The organism is Dehalogenimonas alkenigignens, assembly GCF_001466665.1.
Lineage (GTDB): Bacteria > Chloroflexota > Dehalococcoidia > Dehalococcoidales > Dehalococcoidaceae > Dehalogenimonas > Dehalogenimonas alkenigignens.
Genome location: NZ_KQ758903.1, coordinates 1,825,157 through 1,851,576, shown reverse-complemented (window position 1 = coordinate 1,851,576; position 26,420 = coordinate 1,825,157). Strand labels below are relative to the sequence as shown.

Annotated in this window: 29 protein-coding genes, 1 tRNA gene and 2 pseudogenes; 9 read left to right on the top strand and 23 right to left on the bottom strand. The window is 57.1% G+C overall.

Annotated features, from left to right (window positions below):
• The 19 genes and pseudogenes from DEALK_RS09580 to DEALK_RS09485 all read right to left on the bottom strand — a co-directional run.
• Nucleotides 1-237: pseudogene (locus DEALK_RS09580) on the bottom strand (hypothetical protein); the annotation flags it as partial.
• Nucleotides 237-803 (bottom strand): hypothetical protein, encoded by a 567-nt coding sequence (locus DEALK_RS09575; protein WP_058439985.1) that lies wholly within the window; start codon nucleotides 801-803, stop codon nucleotides 237-239. The gene DEALK_RS09575 and the pseudogene DEALK_RS09580, both read right to left, overlap by 1 nt.
• Nucleotides 800-961, bottom strand: coding sequence for a hypothetical protein (locus DEALK_RS09570; protein ID WP_058439984.1), 162 nt, complete (start codon nucleotides 959-961; stop codon nucleotides 800-802). The genes DEALK_RS09575 and DEALK_RS09570 overlap by 4 nt, the downstream gene beginning before the upstream one ends.
• Complete coding sequence (locus tag DEALK_RS09565) at nucleotides 958-1,458, bottom strand: hypothetical protein (RefSeq protein ID WP_058439983.1); 501 nt, start codon at nucleotides 1,456-1,458, stop codon at nucleotides 958-960. The genes DEALK_RS09570 and DEALK_RS09565 overlap by 4 nt, the downstream gene beginning before the upstream one ends.
• 17 nt (nucleotides 1,459-1,475) lie before the next feature.
• Nucleotides 1,476-2,063 carry a hypothetical protein gene (locus tag DEALK_RS09560; RefSeq protein ID WP_058440126.1) on the bottom strand — a complete coding sequence of 196 codons (588 nt, stop codon included), beginning with the start codon at nucleotides 2,061-2,063 and terminating at the stop codon, nucleotides 1,476-1,478.
• Nucleotides 2,064-2,094: 31 nt separating this feature from the next.
• Nucleotides 2,095-2,289, bottom strand: coding sequence for a hypothetical protein (locus DEALK_RS09555; RefSeq protein WP_058439982.1), 195 nt, complete (start codon nucleotides 2,287-2,289; stop codon nucleotides 2,095-2,097).
• Between the two features lie 36 nt (nucleotides 2,290-2,325).
• Complete coding sequence (locus DEALK_RS09550; RefSeq protein ID WP_058439981.1) at nucleotides 2,326-2,529, bottom strand: hypothetical protein; 204 nt, start codon at nucleotides 2,527-2,529, stop codon at nucleotides 2,326-2,328.
• 142 nt (nucleotides 2,530-2,671) lie between these two features.
• Nucleotides 2,672-2,884: a hypothetical protein gene (locus tag DEALK_RS09545; protein ID WP_058439980.1), complete on the bottom strand. Its 213-nt coding sequence runs from the start codon at nucleotides 2,882-2,884 to the stop codon at nucleotides 2,672-2,674.
• A gap of 315 nt (nucleotides 2,885-3,199) precedes the next feature.
• A complete protein-coding gene (locus DEALK_RS09540; protein ID WP_144437109.1) occupies nucleotides 3,200-4,624 on the bottom strand; it encodes a hypothetical protein in 1,425 nt (474 codons plus the stop codon).
• 740 nt (nucleotides 4,625-5,364) lie between these two features.
• A complete protein-coding gene (locus tag DEALK_RS09530; RefSeq protein ID WP_058439977.1) occupies nucleotides 5,365-5,643 on the bottom strand; it encodes a hypothetical protein in 279 nt (92 codons plus the stop codon).
• Entirely contained in the window at nucleotides 5,636-6,460 is an 825-nt protein-coding gene (locus DEALK_RS09525) for a type I phosphoribosyltransferase (protein WP_058439976.1), read from the bottom strand. Before DEALK_RS09525 ends, DEALK_RS09530 begins: the two co-directional genes overlap by 8 nt.
• Before the next feature lie 139 nt (nucleotides 6,461-6,599).
• On the bottom strand, nucleotides 6,600-6,932 hold the full coding sequence (locus tag DEALK_RS09520) for a hypothetical protein (protein ID WP_058439975.1): 333 nt from the start codon (nucleotides 6,930-6,932) through the stop codon (nucleotides 6,600-6,602).
• A complete protein-coding gene (locus tag DEALK_RS09515) occupies nucleotides 6,922-7,779 on the bottom strand; it encodes an ATP-binding protein (protein WP_083496471.1) in 858 nt (285 codons plus the stop codon). Before DEALK_RS09515 ends, DEALK_RS09520 begins: the two co-directional genes overlap by 11 nt.
• 65 nt (nucleotides 7,780-7,844) lie before the next feature.
• Complete coding sequence (locus tag DEALK_RS09510; RefSeq protein WP_058439973.1) at nucleotides 7,845-8,201, bottom strand: J domain-containing protein; 357 nt, start codon at nucleotides 8,199-8,201, stop codon at nucleotides 7,845-7,847.
• A gap of 4 nt (nucleotides 8,202-8,205) precedes the next feature.
• On the bottom strand, nucleotides 8,206-8,427 hold the full coding sequence (locus tag DEALK_RS09505; protein WP_058439972.1) for a hypothetical protein: 222 nt from the start codon (nucleotides 8,425-8,427) through the stop codon (nucleotides 8,206-8,208).
• Complete coding sequence (locus DEALK_RS09500; protein ID WP_058439971.1) at nucleotides 8,424-8,672, bottom strand: hypothetical protein; 249 nt, start codon at nucleotides 8,670-8,672, stop codon at nucleotides 8,424-8,426. The genes DEALK_RS09505 and DEALK_RS09500 overlap by 4 nt, the downstream gene beginning before the upstream one ends.
• Entirely contained in the window at nucleotides 8,669-10,963 is a 2,295-nt protein-coding gene (locus DEALK_RS09495) for a DUF3854 domain-containing protein (protein ID WP_065128761.1), read from the bottom strand. The genes DEALK_RS09500 and DEALK_RS09495 overlap by 4 nt, the downstream gene beginning before the upstream one ends.
• A gap of 7 nt (nucleotides 10,964-10,970) precedes the next feature.
• A complete protein-coding gene (locus tag DEALK_RS09490) occupies nucleotides 10,971-11,954 on the bottom strand; it encodes a recombination directionality factor (RefSeq protein ID WP_058439970.1) in 984 nt (327 codons plus the stop codon).
• Nucleotides 11,955-12,067: 113 nt separating this feature from the next.
• Entirely contained in the window at nucleotides 12,068-12,304 is a 237-nt protein-coding gene (locus tag DEALK_RS09485; protein WP_058439969.1) for a helix-turn-helix domain-containing protein, read from the bottom strand.
• A 161-nt stretch (nucleotides 12,305-12,465) separates the two neighbouring features.
• Here DEALK_RS09485 and DEALK_RS09480 point away from each other — a divergent pair, with 161 nt between their 5' ends.
• The 3 genes and pseudogenes from DEALK_RS09480 to DEALK_RS10460 form a co-directional block, all read left to right on the top strand.
• The gene (locus DEALK_RS09480) at nucleotides 12,466-12,864 is read left to right on the top strand and encodes a helix-turn-helix domain-containing protein (RefSeq protein WP_058439968.1); all 399 of its coding nucleotides are present in this window, start codon (nucleotides 12,466-12,468) and stop codon (nucleotides 12,862-12,864) included.
• Complete coding sequence (locus tag DEALK_RS09475) at nucleotides 12,861-13,811, top strand: ImmA/IrrE family metallo-endopeptidase (protein WP_058439967.1); 951 nt, start codon at nucleotides 12,861-12,863, stop codon at nucleotides 13,809-13,811. The genes DEALK_RS09480 and DEALK_RS09475 overlap by 4 nt, the downstream gene beginning before the upstream one ends.
• Nucleotides 13,801-14,868, top strand: a pseudogene (locus tag DEALK_RS10460) (recombinase family protein); the annotation flags it as partial. The gene DEALK_RS09475 and the pseudogene DEALK_RS10460, both read left to right, overlap by 11 nt.
• A 500-nt stretch (nucleotides 14,869-15,368) precedes the next feature.
• On the opposite strand, the gene DEALK_RS09465 reads toward DEALK_RS10460, so the two are convergent.
• The 4 genes from DEALK_RS09465 to rsmD form a co-directional block, all read right to left on the bottom strand.
• Nucleotides 15,369-15,444 (bottom strand) — tRNA-Ala (locus tag DEALK_RS09465).
• A gap of 99 nt (nucleotides 15,445-15,543) precedes the next feature.
• A complete protein-coding gene (locus DEALK_RS09460; RefSeq protein WP_058439965.1) occupies nucleotides 15,544-15,810 on the bottom strand; it encodes a YfhL family 4Fe-4S dicluster ferredoxin in 267 nt (88 codons plus the stop codon).
• 73 nt (nucleotides 15,811-15,883) lie between these two features.
• On the bottom strand, nucleotides 15,884-16,360 hold the full coding sequence (gene coaD, locus DEALK_RS09455) for a pantetheine-phosphate adenylyltransferase (protein ID WP_058439964.1): 477 nt from the start codon (nucleotides 16,358-16,360) through the stop codon (nucleotides 15,884-15,886).
• Complete coding sequence (gene rsmD / locus DEALK_RS09450; protein ID WP_240608276.1) at nucleotides 16,357-16,935, bottom strand: 16S rRNA (guanine(966)-N(2))-methyltransferase RsmD; 579 nt, start codon at nucleotides 16,933-16,935, stop codon at nucleotides 16,357-16,359. The genes coaD and rsmD overlap by 4 nt, the downstream gene beginning before the upstream one ends.
• Before the next feature lie 100 nt (nucleotides 16,936-17,035).
• On the opposite strand from rsmD, the gene DEALK_RS09445 reads away from it, so the two are divergent.
• The 6 genes from DEALK_RS09445 (at nucleotide 17,036) to DEALK_RS09415 (ending at nucleotide 26,266) form a co-directional block, all read left to right on the top strand.
• The gene (locus DEALK_RS09445; RefSeq protein ID WP_144437108.1) at nucleotides 17,036-17,728 is read left to right on the top strand and encodes a hypothetical protein; all 693 of its coding nucleotides are present in this window, start codon (nucleotides 17,036-17,038) and stop codon (nucleotides 17,726-17,728) included.
• A gap of 354 nt (nucleotides 17,729-18,082) precedes the next feature.
• On the top strand, nucleotides 18,083-21,172 hold the full coding sequence (gene fdnG, locus DEALK_RS09435; protein ID WP_083496438.1) for a formate dehydrogenase-N subunit alpha: 3,090 nt from the start codon (nucleotides 18,083-18,085) through the stop codon (nucleotides 21,170-21,172).
• A gap of 2 nt (nucleotides 21,173-21,174) precedes the next feature.
• Nucleotides 21,175-21,993 carry a 4Fe-4S dicluster domain-containing protein gene (locus DEALK_RS09430; protein ID WP_058439961.1) on the top strand — a complete coding sequence of 273 codons (819 nt, stop codon included), beginning with the start codon at nucleotides 21,175-21,177 and terminating at the stop codon, nucleotides 21,991-21,993.
• Nucleotides 21,993-23,156, top strand: coding sequence for an NrfD/PsrC family molybdoenzyme membrane anchor subunit (gene nrfD / locus DEALK_RS09425; protein WP_058439960.1), 1,164 nt, complete (start codon nucleotides 21,993-21,995; stop codon nucleotides 23,154-23,156). The genes DEALK_RS09430 and nrfD overlap by 1 nt, the downstream gene beginning before the upstream one ends.
• Nucleotides 23,156-24,007 (top strand): formate dehydrogenase accessory protein FdhE, encoded by an 852-nt coding sequence (locus DEALK_RS09420; RefSeq protein WP_058439959.1) that lies wholly within the window; start codon nucleotides 23,156-23,158, stop codon nucleotides 24,005-24,007. The genes nrfD and DEALK_RS09420 overlap by 1 nt, the downstream gene beginning before the upstream one ends.
• 132 nt (nucleotides 24,008-24,139) lie before the next feature.
• Complete coding sequence (locus DEALK_RS09415; RefSeq protein ID WP_058439958.1) at nucleotides 24,140-26,266, top strand: sodium-translocating pyrophosphatase; 2,127 nt, start codon at nucleotides 24,140-24,142, stop codon at nucleotides 26,264-26,266.
• Nucleotides 26,267-26,420 lie beyond the last annotated feature (154 nt).

Genomic DNA, 26,420 nt, shown 5'->3' with positions numbered 1-26,420 from the left:
GCCGAGCGAGAGGTCGTGCAGCTTGTATTTCGCGCCGGGCGCTCCGACGACGATCAAGTTGCTTTCGGCGGCCTGCCAGTCGGCGACGGCGAAACCAACGTAAGGCACCTCGCCGGCAAGCTTGTCGGTCTGACTCCTGACCGCCTCAAGTTTCGCCTCCAGGCTGGCGACGGCCGCCTCGATGACCTTGAGAGAGAGCTTTGCCTTGTTTCCCTCGATGTAAAACTCGCCGGGCATCAGCTTCCCCTCCCCAGCGGCAACTGTTTCACCGGCTCTTTTCCCGGCTCAAGTTTCTTGGCTTGGTCCTTTTTGGACTTGGTCGCCGAAGCAACCATGCCCAGCATCAAGACCGGCAGCATGAAGCCCATGAGCGAGGTCCAATCGAAGCCACTGGTGCCAGTGTTCACCGGCGCTCCCGGCCAGGCAGGCGGTAGCACCGAGCTGCCCGGAGATACCAGCATGGTGGCCACCGAGTCGATGACCTCGCCGCTGTCTTTCTCGTGTAGAAGCAGCGTCAAGACCGCGTTGGTCTCGGAAAATCGCAAAGAACCCTTGAGCTTTTCGACGTCCCCAGGCTCGACCTCAAACCAGGTGTAACCAAAGACCGGCAAGGCTTCCTCGCTGATCTGGGTCGTATCCCGCGACAGCCGGGCCAAGAGGGCGTATTCCTGCTCGACGTCCGTGGGATTAGCCACATAGACAGAAAGTCCCAGGTCGTAGCCCGGAGTGTAGTAGAGCCACGGCGGCAGATCCCAGAAGACATCGCCGGCTGCGCCGCCCATCACCGAAAGTGCCCGGCTCACAGCGGGAACTCCACGTCCTCGCCCTTGAGGGCTTTCCTTACCATCGAGAGCGCCCAGGCGCCCATCGCGACCATCATGGCGATGCTGATAACGCCCGAAACGGCCGCCTGCCAGAACATCGACTGGTACTGGTTATATTCCACTGGGTAGCCGTTCATGCTTTTGCCTCGGGTAGTTTCTTGGGTTTTGAAGGTGCCGTGAGTGGCTTCATCACCTGCATCAGGATGAACATAACAAGCAGCATCATGCCCATGTTGATGAGGCTCGAGATGAGGTTCTTCACGTCCTCCGGGATCAGCCACCAGATGACGGTGCCGACAAGCGGCGGCAGGGCGATGAAGCCGATGATGCCGGCAATGATCGGCAACCAGGCCATGCCCTTCTGCCAGGCAAGGTATACCGAGGTCCGGCCGGAATCTGCATGGACGACGTACTGGTAACCCGGCCAATGCTCGACGCCGGCATCGGTAAAGGCTTGCTCCATCTGCGCCAGCATCTCCGCAGAAGGGGTTTCCTCGAGATCGAGCCGGGCTAAGAAAAGAGCGCCTTCATCCGAGCTCTCTTCGAGCGGGGCGAAGGCGCCCAGTCCTTCTATGCTGCCGGCGATTCCCAGAGGTATCGCCCGGTAGCCCGGCGGCACCATCGCATAGGGCATGGGAAGCCTCCCTACGCTTAGATTAGCCGCCTTGCCTTGCGGCCAAACGGATTCAGGGTCACCTTGCGAGCAGCGGTGGTGCCGCCGGCGGCGGTCACCGTGGCGACCACCGTCAGCTTGTCGCCGCCGACAAGTCGGAGATCGGCGCCGAGTTGCCCGGCCTCGGCCAGGTCGTAGTTGGCGCTAGCTCCGGCCGCCTGGTCGGTGCCCATGTATTTTTTATCGATGGTGTCCGACTTGGGGAACTTCGAGACGCGGATGTTGCCGGAGACCTCAGCCTCGGTGACGAGGTTGAGGCGATTCAGAAACCAGACTTCGCCGGCCGGCACTTCGAGCTCGACGGTCTTCACAGTGTCCTGAGCAGAAGCGTCAGGCACCGTAACTTCGGTTTTGTGGCGCTCGTCGATGCGGTCCTCGGTGTGGATGGCCTCGGCGGATAAGAGGGCCTCGCGGAAGACCTGGAGCGGCAGGCCCATCCAGTTGCCCGACTCGTTGTCGTAGACGCCGAGCAGGGCGAGGGACTGCCCCAGCGGAGGCACCCAACCCTTGGGAGGCCGCGCCCCGGGGTAGCCCGGGTACTGCTGCGGGATATTCTCTTTCGTCATGAATTTCATTCCTCCTGTCTAGCGGGGTCGCCTAGGACTTGCCGGTGATGCCCTTCATCATCGGCATCATGATGGCCATCATCATCACCATCATGATCATCGGCATCATCGCCGAGAACATGCCGGTCATGTCGGTGGTCTGAGAAGGATAGTAACCGCCGACGGTGCCGTACTGGTACTGCTGCGGGCGGAGCTGCTGGGTATTGAACTGTTGGGCGGGATACATGTCTTAGCTACCTCCTATAGTCAACTTCGTTTTGGTTCAATCCTTGGACGTGACGCCCTTCATCATGGGCATAATGATAGCCATCATCATCACCATCATGATCATCGGCATCATGGCGGAAAACATTCCCGAGAAGGGATCGGTGGTCTGGGACGGGTAATAGGCCGAAGGCCCGGCCACCTGCATCGGGCCCGCCTGGCCCGGCGCGAACGGCCCGCTGATCTGCTGTGCTCTGTACATCGCTTTCTCCTTACTGCTTTCGGTTGATCTTCATGCGGTAGCCTGGTGCCGCCCCCCCTGGGCTATCACCCATACCGCCGCCGCGACGGCGGTATGGGATCTCAAACAAGCCTCAAGGGGAGGGCGCCAGGCGAAGGTGGCGCTATTCGAACATGGCGCGCTTGTAGCCGCTAACCATGACCGGACCCTTGCCGTCGACGCCGTCGCGATAGTGGTTTACCCGGCCCTCCTTGACCTTCAGGCCGGACGGCGCGATGCCGTTCATGCCGGTGCGGAAGGCTTCGGGGGTGGCTTTCTCCTGATAGGCGACGGGGACATTCTTTTCCAGGTCGTTCCAGCTGGCGTACTTACCCATGCGGGCACCTCCTTGTTAGTCTCGGTCCGTTCGCGGCCGGGACAATCTTTGGGGTGCACTCTGGTCGGAAAGGCAAAGGGGTCAGCCTGAACCTAGCCGATCCAGAGTGCTGACCCCTTGTTGAAGCCTGTGAGCTGCCGCTGAAATTAAAAAGCCTCGTGAGCCAACTTCAGTCGGCAAGCTCACGAGGCTTACGATTTCAGATTATACAGGCTCCATTCAGCCTGTCAATAGGGCGAGGGTATTTTAGCTTTGTCTCAAATCCAGCATTCAGTGCTGACCCAAAGACAGCTAAAAGACAACGGGGGGAAAGACTCACGAGGAATTCAAATTTGAGATCCTTATTCTTTGGCCTTCTTCACATATTCGACTTTTAACTTTGGTTGCACACCATGGTGCCAGATCATCTATTGTCAATATTTCTATTTCTTGTTGTAATAAAGAGACAGGCGAAAAAAACGTGGTCACAAATAGTCCTTTGACTGTTGGTTGAATCGTACAATCTACTTTCAAATGCTTTAAGACCATATTTGTATTGTTTGTCACCCATTGCACCTTTTTAACTAATTGAGTTAAATACCCCTTTTCTTTTGTGTAGGTTTGGATTTCTTTTCTGAAATGACTTGTATGGATGTGTTTGCCTGATCGATGTTTGCATTCTACGACATACAATTGGTTATTGATTGGATTATAAGCCACAACGTCCAACTCACCGCATTGATCCTTTAAATCAATACCATCAATTTCTTTTATCAGCTGATCACAGATAAATCCGTTACTCACAAAAATAGGCGATACCCTTTTTCTTACAAAATAATCAGCGTATCCTTGACTAATCTGACCGTAAGCCTTTTTCAGGTCGTTACTTTTCATTTCAGGGCTATTGCCAATACAGTATTCGATCTGGAGATGTAGGGCTGCTCGACCGAGTAATGCAGGAGAGACGAAATAGGCGTTAGTATTACCTACAGGAATCGCGACCAAGGGTTTTCTTATTATGCGATTAATCCGCCGGAATTCAAAATAATAAGCATTCTCTTCTCTGAGATTATGACCTGTCAAGGAAAGACTATCTATAATGAAGGAACACTCTTCATGTTCGAGACTCAGATTAGTTTTAATGTAATTAATGAGTTCTTCCTTCGTTATCCAATCTCGATCTAACGCTTTTGGCAATTTGGCAATAAGAAGGGTGACGGCGAGTTTGTGGTTGAAAGCATATCCATACTCTTTTACATGGAAATTGTTGGTTTTTAAAATAACCTCTTGAAGGTCTTCCCAAGTATCATCTATCAGTTTATAATTATTATTGGATAATTGCATTATTTCGCTAATTCTGTCTTCAGAAGAGCTTGCTGCCGAGTCATTGTCCACTTTATTATCTAAGCTATGACTGACGTCATCTTTCGACCAGCCTGTCATTAACGAATTAAGTAATTGCTCTTGTTCCTCTGGAAAATTTAAATCCCATGAGCAGGCTGTTATTTGAAGTTCCCCTTTTTCTGGAAACAGATTGAATGTCTCCACATGATGATTGATGGTTACAATTTCTGAAGCTAGTTCAAGTATATTGTTCCAGGGGCTCTTATTATGAGAAGGGTACTTGGAAAAACTATCATTCTTGAGGGCTGATTCAAGAATAAGTTCGAGAGATTTCCCGTAAGACGCGAATAATTTATTGAAGAATAAATTGCGATCAACATGTTCGTTTAGTGGAATAGATGATCTCGAATATTCCATTAATTGAACCGACCTAAGTGTATATAAATAATCGAGCCGATTCAGAATCTCCGTGATCGCTTCATACTTTTCGAATGAACTGATTTCCTTGGTGAGAAGCAAATGTAGCGAAGCGCATAGACGATTTAAAACCGCTCGTATAGACTCGGGCGTATTATAAGTGCCCGATAAATTCAACCGTTTTATCACGTTCTTCAATAACTGAATATTAATACCAGGATGGCGGTCATTAACCGATTTACTTGTTAATATATTGCTTGGAGTAAACCAATTCTGATAAGGAACTCTCAAAGCCCGAAAAAAGGATGAACAGCTTCGGCATGTTGTCACACCATTGATCGCAGTAAGTCTAGTACGGCCGATTTCGGTTAAACAAGTAGGGCAAAGCATTCTTTGATCCTCAATAAAGGATGACATGACCCTTATTATACGCCGTACTCACTACTTTACCGATCCACGACAGAGCGAAGGTACTGCTAGGCTAAATGAGGAGATGCGCCTGTCACTCATGGTCAAACATTGAGTTTACCCAATTCGACCACTTCTTGTCTTGTGCCTCTGCATATTTTTGGACCGCCTTTTCAGTCCACTTCTTTTGGAGAGGGGGCAGACGTGTTGGAGTACTCTGTTCCGGTCCCTTTGGCGCGTCCAAAGGCACTCCCGGATCAATACCGTTTGCTGCCTCATATGACACCCGCCACAACGCCAGAAAAAGCAGTGAATATAACGGTGACATCCAGCTATTCATAGATCTTCACCTTGTAACCTACCGCCTGGAAGCCCCGGCTCAGGAGATCAACCCAGCTCTCTACCGACTGCTTGGTCATCTCTTCAACTTTGGCGTTGTCGCTCCGGCTCAGACGAAGCTCGAAACCACGTTCGCCCTTTTTAATGATCACTTCCACCCGGGCAACCGCGTCCCTGACCTCCGGCGGCGCCTGTCCCATCTGCCGACTCATCATCCGGAACATCATCTCCTGAGACTGGGGGGAGCTGGCCATCTGCATGAAATCAAACATCTTTTTCCTCCGTTTCGTTTATCTTGTATCGCTCGATAGGTTGCGGGTTTGGCGGCGGCTGGGTACCGGGTGAGACAGGCGGCGGGGCACCGGGCATCACGCCCGGCATCGGCATACCGAACATCTGCGACAGGCTCTGCATGGACTGCATCATGTTCGTGAGCCGGCTGAACGGATCGTCGTTCTTGCCATTAAGGATCTGCCTGATCTGTTCCAGCGAGCCACTTACTTGGGTGTTGTTTTGGGAGATGGCGCTGAAAAGGTGAGCCGCAGTTTCATGTGCTGCCCGGTCGGCGATTTCTTCGCTCGAGGCCTTCGCCCTGGCGGCCGCGGCGTCTTGTTCTTCCCTGGTCTCCTTCATCAGACTTAGGATTGGGATCATGCGCTTGGCATCAGCCTCGGCCGAACCCTTCTGGATATTCACCAGGTCCATGACCATGAGCATGGACGCCCGGAACTTCATGATCGCTCGAAGTTCAATTTCCTCCTCCGGCGTACCGCCCATGTACTGGCGTAACACCGCCTCAGGAGAGATGACCTCCATGCCGCCACCCATTTTCCGGACCATCGGGAACTGACCGTTGGCCTTTTCCTTGTCGTCGGTCTTCTCCGAATCGCGGGCGCTTTTCAGTTCTTCACGAATGATTTTCCGCAGCTGTTCTTCGGCCACCTGAGGAGTGTCGTCCGATGGTGCCTTCGGGGCGGCGAGCACCTTCTGTACCTGGCTTCGGGATACGTTGAGTTTCTCGGCAATCGTGCGTTGCGAATCGCCGCCCGCCGCAAGCTCCTTCACCTTCTCGACAAACTGGTCATTCATATACCCTCTCTTTCAACCGCCAAAGCTAGACTGGTTAACGGCTGGTTTTGGCATTAAACGCAAGCCGGTTTCGAATCGGTTACGGCCAACAAAGCTAATTGGTTGGTTTTCAACCACCTTTAGACCATTCATTTTGAAGCTATTTTGCCTGGTGGGGGGTCACCCCCTCCACCGCTTCGGCCTCATCGAGCACCCAGCCGAGGATGCCGGCCAGTGCGGTGATGAGCTGTAGGGCGCTTGCCGAAAGCGAACCAAACCACTGTCTGATGAACTCCTGCTCGGCCGGAGGAAAATCGGTGGTCACCTCATCGACGTTAGCCCCGGCAGTGAGCAAGTGCAGGGCGTCCTCGGGAAAGGGCCTCGTGCCTCTACCGAAGCCGCTCGACCTCGTCCTGGTCCTTTTAGCCTGGATGACTCCAAGGATTCCCCGGTAATACTCCAGCTTCTGCCTGATTTCCTTTTCAGTCTTCATTTGACGCTCCTCCTAAAAGTAATTTGATCGCCTTCTCGACGCCGAGTTGCGGCGCCAGGCGAGCCACTCGTATTGCGTCCCGAACGTTTTGGGTCAGGCCGTCGAGGCGGTCGGCGACCTCCGTGGCAAGCTCGGAGCTCAAGCCCTCTGAGCGGACGAGGACGCCTTTCACAACAGCGAGGTACTCCGCCCGGCCGTACGGATTCAACATCCGGATCGCAAACCGCGACCGGAGTTCCGGCGACAATTTCTCGCACCGGTTTGAGGCGGCCACCACCCACAGCGGATTGTTGATGTTAAGCTCGCGGCCCCTTTTGGCCCGGATCAACCGGCCGCCTTCCATCATGGTCAGAAGCGCCGCGGTGTCGGCTGCGTTCATCTTGTCGATTTCGTCAATAAGAAGGATGGAAGGCTCGCGTCCGGCAACAAGGTCCCAAAGACCGGCCTTCGATGTTGCCGAGCCCACCAACCAGATGGCCTTCTCGCCGCCGGCCTTTTCGATATCCCAGAGGAAAAGCGTCTTGGCCAGGGCGGGCGGTCCGGTGAGAAGGACATGCACCGGCTTTTCGGCAAGAAGTGAAGCCCTGAGAAGCTCTTTTACGCCGTCATGCCCGATGATATCCGCAAATAGAGAATCGGGTGCCGCCAGTTTTGGCCCCTGGCGCGCCTGGGGCGGCGCATTCTCGGCCGAAAGAAGGTGTTTACCGAGTTCGCTCAGCCGGTAGCCGGTGTGGGAGTTGGAGCGAAAGACATTTTCGAGATAACCCTCTTTGAAGAGTTTCGACAGCGTCGCCGGCCAGATGCGGACCTGCCGCCAGCCCCAGCCGATACGGTAGTTCTTGTCCATGTCGACCGACGCCTCGAATCTTGCGATCTCGGAAAGTTGTTCCAGAACACTTTCATCCTTCACCTTTACCACCTCCTCTCGACGGAGATCTTCTTGAAGGCCTCGGTCACCAGTTGAGTCAGGTATTCGGTGCCCTTGATGCCGGCGGTGTCCGGGTGAAGCTTTCGGAGTAGGTCCAAGTAGCGGCGTCTTACCTGCTCCTGCGGCGTCCCCCGGTCACAGCCGAGGACCCTGTAGGGATCCTGAGCAGGCGGTTGAGGCGGCAAATGCTTACCAGCCGAAACGTCCACGCCGAGCCTCTGGGCGAAGTTCATGACAGTGGTTGGGTCGGCGGCGCTGGTAAAGAGCTCGCACATGAACACTTGAAGCTCGTTTGCCAGGTCTTGCTGTATCCTCTTGATTCTGTTGAAGCGTTCTTCCATGGCATCACCACCAGAAATGGCCGCACAGGATTCCGAGGAAAAAGCCGATAAGAATCTGCCACCAATACTTTCCGCCGAGCCTTGCAAGCAGCATACCCAGGCCGAGAAAGATAAGCATGAAGAAGAGGGGCGATTTCTTCTGGTCGTCGCGGATGATCTCGGTCCAGGGTTTCCCGCCGACCCGGCCCCATAAGCTTTCGTAGAGTCTTCCCAGAAAATCGATCATCTTTTTGACACCTCTTTCTTTTTGAGCCAACCGCGTTCCCCATCCGGGACGGCCGGTCCCAGTCGGTTGAAATCGAGGCAGGCTTGGCAGATGTCGAGCGCCAACGGCTCGCCGCGGGCCAGCCGTATGATGTCGATGCCGCCGTTTCCCGCCTTGTCGGACAGAGGGAACCCCCTCCGGCAGAAGATCCTTTTCCCATACGCCCTGGCATGGGCGCATTCATAGAGAGTCCTTTTTTTCTTCATGTCGTTCCCTCCGGCTGATGATAAGACGCCGTATTCCCTACAGAACCTTTCGAACCTTTCAAACCTTTCGCCTCACGTTCAGGCTCACGTACGAAAGGTTTTTCGAAAGGTTTTTCCGCCCTTTCAGAACCTTTCGTCCCCTCCAAAGCTAAATCCGACGAATTTCCGGCTTTTTCAGCGAAAGGTTTTTCCTTCGCTTGAGAACCTTTCGGGGAATCTGAAGCTGTTTCGAAAGGTTCGAAAGGAGTGAAAGGTTTTTTCTCGGATACGGGGGGTTCGAGCTTAAGGCCATATTGCTTGATCAGGCTTTCGACCCTTGCCTGATCCCAGCAGACCACCCTTCGCCGCGTGCTGCTGCCCTTCTCTTTTTGAAAGCCGAGCCGCCGGGTCAGCCAGCCAGCCTTTTCCGGGTTGAATGGAGCCTCCTCTTCATCCATGGCGCTGGCGCTTATTGCGATGTTTTTGAGTGACAGTTCCTTGTTTTCCCGGTGCAGTTCAATCATTGCGGCAAGCACCCGTCCGGCGTCGCTTTCTCGGCGTCTGGTGTAAAGCGATTCCTGTAGCCGGTGGACGAAACTGCCCAGCGCCTCCGCCATGGCGTGGTCGCCGTTAAGCATGGCCTTCATCGGAATGAGTATCTCCTGAAGGCGCGGCTGCAGGTTGGGTTCGAGGAGTTCGTTGCCGAAGGTCTTGCCCCTGAGACGGCAAAGGTTGTGAAGGCGAAAGGTGAGCAGCTTTGACCGCAGGGTCCCGACCTCTTTGTCGAAAGACGCCGGCAGCACGCGGGGGATGTCCTCGCGGGTGAGCGGCATCATCTCGGACGTCAGACAGCGACTCTCGAGGGCTTCGTCGCTGAATGGGAACCTGGTCGACAGTAGTTTCGGCCCGAACACCTGGTAGCCGCGGGGAAACCATTTCCCGTTTTCCTTGTCGGCTCTAAGGACCGGCATCCCTGGCCGGTAGCCGTTATTGAGAAGCTTCACCATCTCCGTCCAGGCTGAGGAATCCTTGAAGTCGGCTTCATCAAGCACCAACGTTCCCCGGAATTGCTCCAGAATGCGAAAGATCGGCGACGGCGTGGTAGCGCCCGAGGCAAACATCGGGCGGAAGCACACGCTGCCGACAACCTGCAAAAAACGTGTCTTGCCGGTGCCCCAGTCGCCGATCACCCGGAGATATGGAATCGAAGGGGCGAACTCGTAAACCCAGCTTAAGAGGACGTAGAGCGAAGCGATCTCCTCGAAATCAGACGGCAGCTCCATATAGCGGTGGATAAAGCCCTTTATCTCTCCGAAGAGTTTTGCCTGAGAGTCATAAGGCGCGGCGCCGGGGGCGAAGTGCACCACATGGCCGACCAGCGAATCGGTGGTCGGCAGGTAGGTCACCTTCGAGGTGTCGTATTGCCAGACTTTCTTGATTGCCCCACCGTCTGAAACCATGAAATACCGGTCATCTTCATCGACCACCATCTCGCCCACCGTGCCGTCGCGGAGGATGAAACCGGAGACATACCGCTCCCGGTCTTCTTCTTCCAGCTTGAACTCACCGACCAGCTTTTCGGCATCGGCGAGGGAATACTTGAGCAGGTAGTCGTCGATGCCCGTTTTGCCCTGGCCTTCCAACTGGGGCAGTTGGACGATTTGCACTTTCGCCCCTTTACGCCGGATGTGCTCGGCGACATGAGACAGTGCTTTCCTCACCGGCTCCTTGGTCATGATGTCGGAGTCGAAGGCGAGGTAAACGGTGCGTTCTTTAAGGGCGATGTAGTCCCAATCGGCGAGGAAGGTCACGCCGCCGAACTCGTTCTTGCCTTTGAATCCCCAGACACCGGTGACGGATATGGCGCAAGCACCGCGGCCGGCCAGGGCATCGGCTTTCTTGGAGCCCTCGGTGATCCAGAGCGGCACCTTGGGGTTGCCGAGAGCTTTCTGGCAGCGGGGCGGGCAGTCGAGCCGGTTTGCCGACCCTGCCGGCAGCTCGTATTTCACCATCTTGCCCTGGTTGTTGGTGCGGGGGTTATCGGGCCGGAGTTGGTACCCGGCCGCCTGCCCGTCGACGCCCCACAAAGGGATTAGGAGGCCGGGCACATGCTGTTGCGACTGTGCAAAGCCGAGCCTTGATAGCTCAGCCTTGCACACGATGCTCCGGTACTTCCGCTCCCGGATGATGTCGAGGTCGAGGCCGGTGTCATCCAGGAGATGCCTTAAGTGACTCTCCAGGAGTTCCGGCACGGCCTCGCTGAACGCGTCGGCAGTAGCGGTCTTTTCGCCGCGTGAGTCTTTGGTGGTCATGTTCTGACTAACATGCGGTGTCGCGGTCTACTGCTTTAAGGAACCGGTTAAGCCCCTCGGCGGTGAATTTCGCCGGCGGTAGCGGCCAGTTGAAATCTCGTATCTCGACATCGATGTTGCAGTGCTTGCTAAACCACTGCCTGAGCTGGTGTTCCCTAATATCGAGTTGCCACACCTTGCTCTTGGCCTTGTCCCAGAGTCTGATGAGGTCGCGCTCGGTGGCACCGTCTTCGAGCCTGATATTCTCCTTATTGATATTGATTGCCTCTTCGGGGAAAAGGTCGTCCGGCACCGCGCTGTCGGGCGGCGGCAGGAGCAGCACTTCGCTCGGCGGCATCTGTGCGAGCTTCTGGATCTCGGCCAAGGTAGAATGGGAGGTCAGTAGCAGCACCCGGACCGTTTTCTTCCTGCCCTCGATGTCGACCTCCTTCTCGATAAGCCTTAAAGAAAGCGGAATCATCGACAGCCGGCCGCAGGCACTCTTGATCAGGTCAAGGCTGTTGTTGACGTTGAGGATGGAATGATACGAGCCGGTGTCGAGCTGGTAGACGCCTATGCCCGGGCAGTCGGGGATGAGGAACTGGAGGTTCATCACCCGCTTGCAGCGGCCGGTTTCGTAGTGGTGGCACGACTTTGGGCTGCAGGCGATTTCCCTTAGTTCGGTCTCAGCATCCTCGTGGGTGGCGACCTGGCCGGTTTTCGTGTTCACCCTGGCCACTGCCGTCTCGCCGTCGCCGCGGCAGATGAGGCCGCGGTAGGCCGAGTAGCATCGTAGGTACTGGCTGGCCCACTGGTTCGGGTTTTCGGTCGGCAGCATGACCGAAAGCTCGGTCGGACACTGCCCAAAGACCTTCTTCACCTCATCCGGGCAGACGAAGTAGTCGGTCGGGACTGGATAGGAGAACCCTTCGCTAGACTCCCTTTGCAGCCCCAGCCTGATTTTCCCCAGCCTCGGCAACCTGATGACCCCGGTAATTCCCTTGATCGGCATTTCCTTCTCCCTCCGTGTTGATTTCTTTCGTTCTGGCCAAATTCTTCAGGTGAGCCCTAGCGATCATGCGGGCCCAGATACGCAGACCGTTCTCAAAGTCTTCCCGATCGGCTTCAATCGTCATTACCAGCCCCGTTTTCCTGGATGGTGAACAGGTCGTCGAACGAACTGCCTTTGAAGTAGTCGAGAAGTTGCTGGCGTACTGCGGCAGTCGGGGCTTGCTTGCCGGCGAGGATGCGGCAGAGGTAACTCGGCGACAGACCGATCTTCTTGGCAAGGAGCTTGCGCGAGAGGTTGTGGCGAAGCATTGCTTTTTCAAGGTTATCCCTGTTCAAAACCACCTTGAACATGTGCCACTCCTGAAAGAATTAGTGAGCACAATAGTAAAACATCAGACGGGTCAGGTCAAGGCCGGAATGTCACTTTCATCTCAAAACAAACGTAAAATAATTGTCGGAAACATGTTGCATCTGTTACCAGAATGTGCTAACATTGTGAACATGGAGGACCTATGCCAGATTTCGCGGGATATATAAGACAACTGCGCCAGAAGCAGCGGCTTTCCTTGAGGGACGTCGCGCAGAAGACCGGCATCTCTTATTCGTACTTGGCCCAGATCGAGCAGGGCCGGAGAAATCCGCCCGGACCTGACTTCATGAAGCGCCTGGCGCCCGTCTACCAGGTGACGCTCAAAGACCTCCTCAGGGCGGCCGGTTATCTCGAAGAGAATGAACCTAGTCTTAGCGACGAACAGGAAGTGGAGATGGCTTTCAATTACGTCATGAACGACCCCCGCTACCATTCCGGTACCCGCATGACGGGTGAACTGACGACGGACGTGAAGCGGTTTATAGTTGAGATGTACGAGAAGGCCACCGGGAAAAAGCTGCTGCCGGGGCGCAGCGAGTGAAGAGCCTCAATGACCTCGAGGGTTTCTGCGACTACCTGGTTGGGAAGTATGGCAATCCCAGGGCTTCGACCGAGGATCAAAAGGCAGAGGAGTTCAGGCAGATCTATTTGAGGGATTTACCGGCGAACGTGAGGGCGCTAAGAGCGGTTGCTTCATGTTTCGGTGTCCACCTGAAAGAGTCGGAGAAAATGCCGCGAAATGTGAGGGGCTATCACGAAATGTGCGGCGGCCGGAAATACATCTATTATCGCCGGAACGATACGGCCAGCGGCATCGAGAACACCATCCTTCATGAGCTGAGAGAGATGATGGAGACTGTGTTTGTGCAGACTGAGCCGGGATACGAGCCGCTGAGGACGAGCGCCCGCCACATCGCCGCCAACCGGTTTGCATCGGCGGTCTTGCTGCCTGAGGACGAATTTCGTGAAAGAGCCTACCGGGCTGGATTCGATGTCATCGGCCTCTCCGGGATTTACTCCAAGAGCTGTTCCCAAATCCTGCTGCGTATAGGTGAAGTGATCCAGGACCGGCTATTTTTCTACGGCGCGCTGTATGAACCGGACGACGCCGAAGGCAAAGAATGGGCAGTCACGTACTGGTCGGGCTCCCGGAACGGAGAAACGAAACCAAGCATCTTCGGTATCGACGGGCCTTTCCCCAAAAAGGGCAGGCGAGCGTTGCCCGGTTCTCTCGTTGACAAGGCCGTGAAAACCAAAATGCCTCATCTATCTAGCAAAATCACCCTGAATCACGCCTGGAGTTTCAGTGACGAAAGACTCATTGCCCTGGCTCAACCCATGGTCAATACCGCCGCCGAGGTCGAAAAGGTGGCTCTCATTATAATGAACACCTGTGATAGCCACCTTCTCCAACCTCAAATAGACGCAATTAAACCAATCTCGCTGGAGGGCATTCCGGCATCTGTAGGAGGAAAAGATGGACATTGAATCTAAAGCAGTCGCCCTTTATGCCCGGGTTTCGTCAGACAAACAGGACACCGACCTCTCGATTTCAGCCCAGATTCGTTCGATTAGTGAGTACGCTGCCAAAACCAATTGTCGGATAGTACGCGAATTCATCGACGAAGCGGAAAGCGGGCGTACTGCTTCGCGACCGGCGTTTAAGGAAATGGTCGCCTTGGCCCGGGCCAAGAATCCGCCTTTCTCGGCCATCCTTGTTTGGAAGCTTAACCGTTTCGCCCGGAGCCGCGCCGACTCGATTACTTACAAGACACTGCTTCGTAATAAAGGCATCGAGGTAATTTCGATCAATGAGCCGGTTGACGACAGCCCGACCGGGCGGCTTCTGGAAGGCGTCATCGAATCCATCGATGAGTTCTACAGCGCCAACCTGGGCCAGGATATCCGGCGTGGTATGCGTGAAAATGCCTCCCGAGGCTTTTTCAATGGCAGCAAGCCTGCTTACGGCTTTCACGTCGTCCATGTCAAAGATGGCGACAGGACCAGGAACAAGCTTGAGCCCGATTCTGAAGGCTCATCAAGTGCCCAGACGGTCCTTCGTATCTTTGATATGGCCATGAAAGATATGGGATGTAAAGAGATAGCCAAGACCCTGAACAGTGAAGGACTTCGAACAGAACGCGGCCAGCGCTGGGGCCGGACTACTATTTATAAGATACTATCAAACGAGGCTTATACCGGAACGCTGGTCTGGGGAGACCGCCCGGGCTGTGCAGTCCGTCGTTGCGGCGAGAAACCGGTAAGAGTCGAAAACGCCTGGCCGGGTTTGATCGACCATAAAATATTTAAATCTGTCCGACATAAAATGTCCATGAAAAAGCCAGAGATTACCCATCCCAGGACTGTCCCGAGCTTCTATCTACTGAGTGGATTGTTTCATTGCCGCTGCGGCGGGGCGATGATGGGCCACAGCGCCAAATCGGGAAAGCACTTTTATTATCTATGCTCTAAAGGCGCCAAGCAGGGCAAGGCTGCCTGTGATATGCGGATGCTGCCCAAGGAAAAATTGGAAAGACAGATCGTTCATGAACTGCGGACACGGGTGCTGACCGATGAGAACATGGAGAAAATGGCACTTCTTACTAATGAGGAGCTTCGGTCAACTTCAGGCGCACTTAAAGAACAACTGGATGTTATTGACGCCGAACTCGCTGATACCAGGGCCAGGCTGTCAAGGCTGTACGATGCGCTTGAAACTGGAAGAATTGGAATCGATGACCTTGCGCCGCGGATCGGTGAGTTAAGAAGCCGGCTGGCGGAACTTGAGAACAGCCGACTCAAGGTCGAAAAGGAAATCGATAAAGAAGGGGTTGAGCTGATTGACATCGACTCGGTGAAGACGCGTGCCCGAGACCTTCGCCAACTACTGGTCGATTCGAGCCTGACCGAAAGAAAGTCTTTCCTCAGGTCGTTTGTCCGGGAGATAAATACCGATGGAAAATCCGTGAGGGTGAGATATAAGCTCCCCATCGTGGTTGGCCCCGATGGGAGCGGTTATGATGCGGTTCTACCTATTGATAATCATGGTGGAGCTGAGGGGATTCGAACCCCTGACCCTTGCGATGCGAACGCAATGCTCTCCCAGCTGAGCTACAGCCCCATGCAGGCGAGTATTATAACATACTGGCTGGCGTCGGGATAAACCCAATAAAAGGGCGACCCGCCAGCGGGTCGCCCTTTTACGGCTTAAAAGCAGGCTCTATTTGACCTTGGGTTCTTCGCCGGGATGGAGCCGGCGCCACTTGGCCAGCAGTTCGTCATGGTTTTCCGCGTTGGCTTCGTCCGGAACGCAGCAGTCGACAGGGCAGATCTCGGCGCACTGCTTGGTCGAAAATGAGCCGACGCATTCGGTGCACTTGGCGGGATCGATGATGTAGATCGTCTCCCCCTCAGTGATGGCTGAATTAGGGCACTCCGGTTCACAGGCTCCGCAGCTGATGCACTCATCGGTAATCTTGAAAGCCATGTTTCTGTTTTGTCCTCCCCGGGTTGAATAACCACTATTATACCCAAAACGGATTATCCGGTAAAACGGCCTTTTACCTGACCTTGGCGCGCACCGCCTCGGCCACGAACGGCGGCACCAGATCGCCGAAGTCCCCGCCCAGCCGGGCCACCTCTTTCATGATGCTGGAAGAAAGGAATTGGAATTCCGGGGAGGCCAGCAGGCACACCAGCTCTATCTCCGGCGCCAGTTTACGGTTGATCATCGCCATATCGAACTCAAGCTCGAAGTCGTTGTTGACCCTGAGGCCACGCACCACTGTATTCACCTTCTCGCGGCGGGCGAACTCCACCATCAGCCCGGAGAAAGGCTTCACCGTAACGTTGTCAAGATCCCGCACCGCCTGCCGCCCCATCGCCACCCGCTCCTCGGTGGTGAACATGAGTTTCTTGTCCGGCGTATCGTAAACGCCGACAATGACCCGGTCGAACAGCCGCGCCGATCGCCTGATAATATCGATATGACCCCAGGTGAACGGATCGAACGAACCGGGATAAAGAGCCGTTTTCATGCTGCCTCCTTGCGGTATATGGCGATGACGCTGTCGCCGTGGCGTCTTTCTTTATATAATACGAGTTGGCCGTAACGTTCGTCGAGGGTCACCCGCGGCGAATGGGTGATGACCAGCCAGGTGGAGTCGCCGATGAGACTGGTCCCGGCCAGCCTGCCCAGGAAAAGGCCGATATCTTCCCGGCGGTAGGGCGGGTCCATCAAAATAATGTCGTAAGTCTTGTCCAGGAAACTGATCGCCCGCTCCACCGGCAGGCAGTGGACTCTGGCGCGGTCTGCCAGGCCGCATTGCTCCAGGTTGTTCAGCAGAATATCGCAGCAAACCCTTTCCTGTTCCACGAAGTCGGCGTGCCCGGCGCCCCGGGACAGCGCCTCGATGCCCAGCGACCCTGAGCCGGAAAACAGGTCCAGCACCTCGTCCCAGTTTTCGGTGAGGTTGGCCAGCATTGAAAAAATGGCGCCCCTGACCAGCTCGGTAGCCGGGCGGGTCGCCCGCCGCTCCGGCACCTTGAGCGGCCGGCCTTTGCACTCCCCGGCGATGACCCTGAGATATCCCACGGCGTCATTCTGAAGCAAGCGGCCGGCGCCGTCAATCGGCAGCCTCGGGATCGGACCGCTGCCGTCGGTTTTAACCGCTCTTTTGACGCTGGCTGGACGCTGCCTCTAGAATATGAAGGTGAAGAACGAAGCGACCACTTTTCTCCTTTTGTGGGGGGGCGCGCTGTCCCCGGACTCCCTGAACAGGGTGATGTACTGGGCGGTTAACTGCCAGGGTGAAATTTGCGGCGTGATCCTGCCGGCGGCGGTATGGCGGAGGGTGGTCAGCGTTCTCGAGTCGCCGTCGGAACTGGGAGCTCCTTATTTAGCCGTGGCCGTTACCGGAATCGCCGAAGAGCGGCCGGAACTGCGGCTGGTAACCCTGAACGCTGATTCCCTGTATGATTTTTGCTACCTTAAAAACGCCGTTTACCGGATGCGTCAGTCGCCGCAGCAGCTCAAGATGGATGCCGGCAAACTGACGAACAGCGTCGGGATCGCCGAAATGCCGCCGCTGGCGGTTTTGCGGCGTTTCGGTTCGCGGCCGGACCGGGGCGAGTTCTTTACCCTGATGCCGGACAAAAAACGGGTTGAACTGTATTATTTGATTGAAGAAAACGAAATCCCGCCGGAAAAACTGGGCGTTCAGGTACTCTGGGGTCTCAAAGGTTACGGGCTGCCGGCGGTCGCCCAGGGGACGGGCTATAGACCGGATGGCGCTGAAAAAGCCATGCTGGGGCGTTCCGCGGTCAAGCCGCCTCCGTTGTGGTTCCGGGATTTACTCAAGCTGTTCAAGCGCGGGCGGCGGCCGCCCAGGTCGGCGGGAGTTTAGTGCCGCCGGCCCGCTCCGCGCAACAGGTACTAATACTTTGGTCGGCATGCGTTTCCGAAAGTCATTGGATTCCGGCAGAATTTGTCGGCGTTTCGGACTGAGTAACAAATAACAATGTCCAAAGTTGTCAAACTATCATTATTTACCGGTTTGTCCTAACGTATTATTGCCTGTTTGGCTGTTCACGGGCCAGTTTACACAAGTATCGCCTTGGTGCTATGATATTCGAACGGTGGGACTAGTACTTCTGATATACTGTCTCACCATGTCCAATAAGTTGCATTCCGGAAGCCGATTCCTGACTGCAGCCTGAATTACAAAGGTCTCAAAGGCGAACAAAATAAAGGAGGGAGCATGAAGTCTCAAGTCAGTAGGAGGGACTTCCTTAAGGCCAGCGGCGGAGTCGCCGGACTCTTCGCCACAGCCGGGCTCTTCCGGGGGCCGCTGGGTGCCGACTCAGCGCTGCCGGTGGATGACCGCCCCCGCTGGACTAAGGAAACCTACACCATCTGTCCCTACGACGCTTCGGGCTGCGGTTTTATCTGCCGCACCGACGCTCAGGGCAGGCTCGTCAACGTCGAGGGCGACCCCAATCACCCGGTGAACCAGGGCGGCGCCTGCAGCAAGGGTGCGGCCATTGCCCAGATTCACAACAACACCCGCCGCCTTCAGAAAGTGAGATACCGGGCGCCCGGCGCTTCCGACTGGGAAGAGAAAGACTGGGACTGGGCTATCACCGAGATGGCCAAGCGCATCAAGGCCACCCGCGATGCCAACTGGATAGAAAAGAACGCCAAGGGCAACACCGTCCGCCGCGTCGAAGCCATGGCCATGGTCGGCGGCTCCTGCCTGGACAATGAAGAGTGCCAGCTTCTGGTGAAGATGCTGCGCAGCTTCGGCATGGTGTATCTGGAGACACAGGCGCGCCTCTGACATTCCTCCACTGTCGCCAGTTTGGCGGAATCGTTCGGACGCGGTGCCATGACCAACCACTGGACCGATGTGGCTAACGCGAACCTGGTCCTCATTATCGGCGCCAATCCCGCCGAGAATCACCCCGCTTCCTACACCCATATCCTCAGGGCTCAGAGCAACGGGGGCAAAATCGTGGTCTTGGACCCCCGCTTCACAAGGTCAGCGGCCAAGGCTGATATGTACGCCCCCATCCGTTCCGGAACTGATATCGCCGTCGTGGGCGCTATTATCAACTACGTCGTCAACGATATTGAAGCCAACCCGGCCAAATACAACATGACGTACCTTACCGAATACACCAACGCCCCGACGCTGATCAACCCGGATTTCAAGGGGCCGGCTGACCTGGACGGCCTCTTCAGCGGCTACAACGCCGAAACCCGCAGCTACACCAAGACCACCTGGAGCTATCAGCTCGACAGCGCGGGCGTTCCCATCAAAGACAAAACCCTCAAGAACCCGAACGGCGTCTTCCAGCTGCTCAAAAAACACTACTCGCGCTACACTTTCGCCAAGGCGAATGAAGTGTCCGGGATTCCGGTGGACAAGCTCCAGGAGATTGCCAAACTGGTGGCTGCAACCGGCGCCCCCAATAAAGCCATGACCATCATGTACGCTATGGGCGCCACCCAGCATACCTACGGTACCCAGCTCATCCGCACCTACTGCATCCTGCAGCTGCTCCTGGGCAACGTCGGCCTGGCCGGCGGCGGCATCAACGCCCTCCGCGGCGAATCGAACGTCCAGGGCGCTACTGACTGGGGCATTCTATTCCACCTGCTGCCGGGATACCTTCCGGCGCCGACTGAAGCTGACACCACCCTGGCTGCCTACAACACGCGGACGGCAGTCGTCAAACGCGAACCCCGCAGCCTCAACTGGTGGAGTAACCGCCCCAAGTACATCGCCAGCCTGCTGAAGACCTGGTACGGCGACAACGGCACCGTTGCCAACGACTTCGGTTTCAACTGGCTGCCCAAGATGGATACCGGCGCCAACCATTCCTTCATTCCCCTTTTCAAAAACATGTATGAAGGCAAGATCAAGGGTTTGATGATCTGGGGTCAAAATCCCGTCGTCAGCGGCCCCAACCAGCAGCAAATCGTCGGCGGTATGGAAAAGCTGGACTGGGTCATCGCCGCCGATCTCTGGGAAAATGAGAGCGCCAACTTCTGGAAGAGGCCCGGCGCCAATCCGGCCAACATCAAGACTGAGGTCTTCCTGCTGCCGGCTGCCGCTTCCTTCGAGAAAGAGGGTTCGGTTGCCAATTCCAGCCGCTGGATGCAATGGCGCTATAAGGCCGTCGAACCCCCGGGTGAGGCCATGCCTGACCTGGACATCATCAACAAGCTCATGCTTAAGCTGCGGGAACTCTACAACGCTGAGGGCGGCCCCAACGCCGATGCCATCACCAAGCTGGCCTGGAATTACGGCACCCATGTTGACCCGCATCAGGTCGCCAAAGAAGACAACGGCTATGACCTGAAGACCGGCAAGCTTATCGGCAACTTCACCCTGCTTCTCACCGATGGAACCACCTCCTGCGGCAACTGGATCTATTCCGGCTCCTACAACGAAACCGGCAACCTGTCCGCCCGCCGCGATCTCGACGACGGGCCGTTCAATATCGGCCTGAATGCCAAATACGCCTGGTCCTGGCCGCTCAACCGGCGCATCATCTACAACCGCGCCTCGGTTGACCTGGACGGCAAGCCTTTCAACCCGGACAAGCCGGTCGTCAAATGGAACGACACCACCAAAGCCTGGGAAGGCGATATCATCGACGGCGGCTCCGGCCCGTTGAATCAGGGCGGCTGGCTGCCGTTCATCATGCAGGCCGAGGGTGTCGGCAGTCTTTTCGGTCCTGGTTTGACCGACGGCCCGTTCCCGGAGCACTACGAGCCCTGGGAAAGCCCGGTGTCGAACGTGCTCTCCAAACAGCAGGACAACCCCGTGTTCAAGATCTGGGAGGGCGGCCTGGATGTCAAGGGTTCAGCCGCGGAATTCCCCATCGCCTGCACCACCTTCCGCGTCGTCGAGCACTGGCAGGCCGGCGCCATGTCGCGCAACCTGCCCTGGCTGGTGGAAATGGTCCCGTCGCCGTACGTCGAGATCAGTGAAACCCTGGCGGCTGAAAAAGGCATCGCCGCCGGCGATATCATCAAGGTAAGCTCGGCCCGCGGCAGCGTCGAATTGCCGGCAATGGTGACCAAGCGTGTCCAGGCCTTCAACCTCGGCGGCAAGACCATTCATCAGGTCGCCATCCCGTGGCACTGGGGCTGGGCCGGGCTGGGCACAGGCGCCAGCGCCAACGTGCTGTCGCCTAACGCCGGAGACGCCAACACCACCATCCCTGAATCCAAGGCCTTCCTGGTGAAGATCGAAAAGACCGACAAGACCGCAGAGATGTTGAAACTGGGGCACCGCTCCGTGCCGATTGAACCTCTGCCGTTGAAGAGGGGGATGTAACGATGGCTAAAGGACTGCTCATTGATACCGTTCGGTGCACCGGCTGCCGCGGCTGCCAGAGCGCCTGCAAGCAGTGGAACCTGAACCCGGCGGTCAAAACCGAGTTCAGCCCCACCATGACCAATCCCATTGAAACCAACGCCTACAACTTCGTTCACGTCGAGTTCTTCGAGGTGATGAAGAACGGCAACCTGACCTGGAACTTCGTTTCCAAGCGGTGCATGCACTGCGAACACCCCGCCTGCGCCTCGGTCTGCCCGGTCGGCGCCCTCCAGAAGCTGGATTTCGGTCCGGTCGTCTGGGAGGAAGGGAAGTGCATCGGCTGCCGCTATTGCCAGAACGCCTGCCCCTTCGACATCCCCAAATACACCTGGTTTACCGATGAAGGCAAAACCGATCCCTGGCCCAAAATCGCCAAGTGCACCATGTGCTGGGACCGGCAGACCTCCAAGCAGCCGACCGAAGAGCCGGCCTGCTCCACCACCTGCCCGCCGAGCGCCATCATGTTCGGCGAGCGGGACGCGCTGCTGGAAATCGCCAAAGGCCGCATCGCCCGCTCCCCCGACAAATACTTCAACCACATCTACGGCGAAAATGAGGCCGGCGGCACTCAGGTGCTGTTCCTGGGCGCTGTCAGCCCTCAGGAACTGGGCTTCCCCGAGGTCGAGACCGAGTCTTACCCCGAGTACACCTGGGAGTTCCTGTCCAAGATCCCGTATGAGATCGCCGCGCTGGGCGCCTTCCTGGTCGGCACCTACGCCTTCCGCACCATGAGGATGAAGGGCAAGGGCGAAACCGCAGCTAAAGGAGGATCACACTAATGACCAACCGAAACGTACCCCTCTTTAGCTTCTGGGGCGTCGTCCAGTTCCTGTTCCTGCTGGGCGCCATCGGCGTGGCCGTCGCCAAGCTGATCTGGGGCCTGGGGGCGGTCACCAATCTGTCGGACAACTGGCCGTGGGGCCTGTGGGTCGCCTTCGACGTCGGCGTTTACATCGCCTCGGCGGCCGGCGGCTTCGTCCTGGCGGCCATCGTCTACATCTTCAAGGTGGAAGCCTTCCGGCCGCTGGTCAAGCCGGCCATCCTGATCGCCACCCTGGGCTACACTATCGGCGCTTTAGGCATCGCCATCGACCTGGGCCGCAGCCCCTTGATCATCCACCCGCTGTGGATGTGGCAGCCCGGCTCGATCATGTTCGAAGTGGCCTGGTGCGTCATGATGTACCTGACGGTGCTTTACCTGGAGTTCTCGCCCAACCTTTTCGCCCGCTTCGGCTGGGTGAAGGCCGCGGCGGTGCAGCACGCGCTGGTCGTTCCCCTGGTCATCTTCGGCATCCTTCTGTCCTTCCTGCACCAGTCGAGCCTGGGCGCCCTGTTCCTGATCACGCCTGACCAGCACGGGCTGTGGCACCTGCCGCTGATGGGCTATCTCTTCGTCATCTCGGCCATGTCGCTGGGGTTGTCGGTGCTGACCTTCTTCTCGGTCATCATGGCCAAGAGCTGGAAGCTGACGCTGCGGATGGACCTCCTGCCCAAGGTCATGGCCATCGCCGCCTGGATCCTGGTCTTCTACCTGGGCCTGCGCTTCTACGACACGGCGGCATCCGGCGGCTTCTCGGAGTTCGCCTTCGACGAGTTCGGAGCGCTGTTCCTGGTGGAGGTCGGCCTGGGCATGGTGCTGCCGATCATCCTGATCGCCATGAAGAAGGTGCGGGAGTCCCGGAGCGGCCTGTTGTGGGCGTCATCGCTCATCATCATGGGCCTGGTGCTGAACCGGGTGAACACCCTGGTCATCTCCCATGCGCCGGCGCGCTTCGGCAGCTACTTCCCGACGGTGTGGGAGTTCATCTTCACCCTGGGGCTCATCTTCGGCGCCATGTTCGCCTTCCGCCTGGCGGCGCGCTACCTGCCGCTGTTCTCCGAGCAGAAGGCCGGGCTGCCTGAATCGGTCGCCCGCGCCAACCCTGAAGTGGTGACTGCTTAGTGAGTGCGTCGTTTTACCAGCGCTGCCGCGCAGAGCTGCAGCGCTACGAGGCCGAAAAAGCCTTCCCGGAAGGGTACACCGGCCTCAACAAAGAAATAATGGAAATCCAGGAGTCGGCCCGAGAACAACTCGGGCCGACTCTGCGGCTTTCCGAAGCCGCTTTGAACAATCTCAAAGAAGGCCAGATTGCCTTGACCGGTCAGAGCGTGCCGATCCCGGTCTCCGTGTTTCGCCCGGCGGCTCTAAAACTGGCGGCCGCTTTCAGCCGCGTCGCCGGTCAGCCCTTTCCGGTCGAGAAGATTTTTGCCCTGCCCGGCTCTTCGAGCGATGACTGGCATACCCTTGCCGAAGACCTGCTGGCGGGACGGCTGGACCTTGCCGAACTGGCGGAAGGCAGCGGCTACAATGCCGAAACCATCGCCTATTTCCTGCACAGCCTTTTGGTGCCCTTCTACGAACACCAGTCGGAACCCTACCGGCAGATGCTGATGGATAAGGAGATCGCCTGGAACCGCGGCTTCTGCCCGGTCTGCGGCTCGCCGGCCAGATACGGGGTTTATTACGGGGAAAAAGGCTTCCGCAAGCTGTACTGCGGCCTCTGCCGCACCGAATGGCCCTTTCCCCGGCACATGTGCCCCCACTGCGAAAATCCCGAGATGGCTTCCATCCGGTCGTTCACCATCGGCGGCGATCAGGCTCATGCGGCCGAGGTCTGCGACCACTGCCAGAGCTATCTCAAAGCCACCGACGAACGCCAGTTGCGCCGCGAATGCATCGCGGCGGTGGAGGATCTGGCCACCCCCGGCATAGACCTCACGGCCGCGGGTCAGGGCTTGTCCCGGCCGGCATAAACAACCTATTAATAAGGAATCAGCTGCCTTGATAAATCGGATTGAACGATAGTTCAATCCGATTTGCATCATCAGCGCTTAAAATGATAGAGTACCCGAGTTGTAAAAAAATAGGAGGGAAGTAGGAGGACTATGCCTGGTATTTTCTGGCTTGTGCCCGTCATCTCGCTGGTGACAGTCCTGTTTATCGTCTACCTGGCCCGCTTCGTCCTGGCCAAGGACACCGGAACCCCCAAGATGAGAGAAGTGGGGGACATGATTTTCGAAGGCGCCTGGGCGTTCTTGAACCGCCAGTACCGCACCATCGGTATTCTCTCCATATTTGTAGCTGTGGCTGTCGGCGCTATCGTCGGCCTGCTGTCCGGGGAAAACACCCCGGGTGATGTCGGCCAGGCCGGCATCATGTGGCGCACCGGCGTCGCCTTCCTGGTCGGCGCCATTTGCTCCGGCATCTCCGGTTTCGCCGGCATGTACATCGCCGTCAAATCCAACGTCCGCTGCGCCGCGGCCGCCCAGCGGTCCTGGCGCGAGGCCATCGACGTCGCCATGCGCGGCGGCGCCGTCTCCGGCTTTCTAATCACCACCCTGTCTTTAATCGGCGTAACCGCCATCTTCTTTGCCTTCGGCGGCAACTCTGAGCCTGAAATCGCGCCCCATTTGATCGTCGGCTTCGGCTTCGGCGCCAGCTTTGTCGCCCTGTTCGCCCAGCTCGGCGGCGGTATCTACACCAAAGCCGCTGACATGGGCGCCGACCTCGTCGGCAAGGTTGAAGCCGGCATTCCTGAAGACGACTCCCGAAACGCCGCGGTCATCGCCGACCTCGTCGGCGACAACGTCGGCGACTGCGCCGGCCGCGGCGCTGACCTTTTCGAGTCCACCGCCGCCGAAAACATCGGCGCCATGATCCTGGGCGCTTCCGTATACGCCATCACCGGCGATGTCGCCTGGATCATCTTCCCGCTGGTCGTCCGCGCCTTCGGCCTGGTGGCCTCCATGATCGGTCTGCTCATCGTCAAGGCTAAAGAAGAAGAAGATCCCATGGCCGCCCTCAACCGCGGCTACTGGATGTCCATCGTCCTGTCCGCTATCGGCATGGTTATCACCGTGACTATCATGCTGGACAACTTCTGGCTGGCCGCCGCCGGCCTCGTCGGCATCCTCGCCTCGGTTGCCATTCTCTATATCACCCAGTACTACACCGACACCAAGTATAAACCGGTCAAGGACTTGGCCCAGGCCTCCCGCACCGGTTCCGCTACCAACATCGTCGGCGGCATCGCTATCGGCTTCGAGACCGCCCTGCCTACCGCCCTGGTCATCGGCATCTCACTGCTCGTCGCCTACTTCTTCGGCCAGCAGTCCGGCGTTGAAGGCGCCGGCGCCTTCGGCACCGCTGTGGCTACCATGGGCATGCTGATGACCTGCCCCTACGTCCTGGCCATGGATACCTTCGGTCCCATCACCGATAACGCCAACGGCATCAACGAGATGGCTGGCGCCGGGCCCCAGGTCCGCAAGATCACCGACCGCCTCGACGCCGTCGGCAACACCACCAAAGCTCTCACCAAGGGCTACGCCCTGGTGTCCGCCGGCCTGGCCGCCTTCCTGCTGTTCCAGGCTTACATGGACCAGGTCGAATTCCTGCGCGGCACTCCGTTCGATGTCATCGACCTGGCCAAGCCCGAGGTCTTCGTCGGCGGTCTCTTCGCCGTCATGCTTGTCTTCCTCTTCAGTTCCTGGGCCATCAAGGCCGTCGGCAATACCGCCCAGTTGATCATCGAGGAAGTCCGCCGCCAATTCCGCGAGAATCCCAAGATCATGACCTGGGAAGCCAAGCCGGATTACGCCCGCGCCGTGGACATCACCGCCCGGGCCGGCCTGCGCGAAATGATCAAACCCGGCCTGCTGCCGGTGCTGGCTCCCCTGGTGCTGGGCGTCGGCTTCAACCTCATCGAGGGTTATGACGCCGCCATGGCTGTCGGCGCTATGCTGATGGTCGGCACTATCGGCGGCATTATGCTAGCCGCCTTCATGAACAACTCCGGCGGCGCCTGGGACAATGCCAAAAAGTACATTGAAGATGGTCAGCTCAAAGACGACAAGGGTGTCGTCCAGGGCAAGCGCACCTTCGCCCACGCCGCGGCTGTCGTCGGCGACACCGTCGGCGATCCTCTGAAGGACACCGCCGGCCCGTCGCTGCACGTCCTGATCAAACTGCTGTCGACCATCACCCTGGTGCTGGTGCCCCTGTTCATCTAGTTCCATCGTCGTGATTATTAGTAGGGAGCGGCTCGGAAGAGCCGCTCCCTTTTTCATGATCCCTCATTACTGACCGCCCCTTACTATTGAAGGCGCATAACCTGTATTGTATCCTGATATTCATCGCCAAGACTCGTGCCATGATAAATGCGGT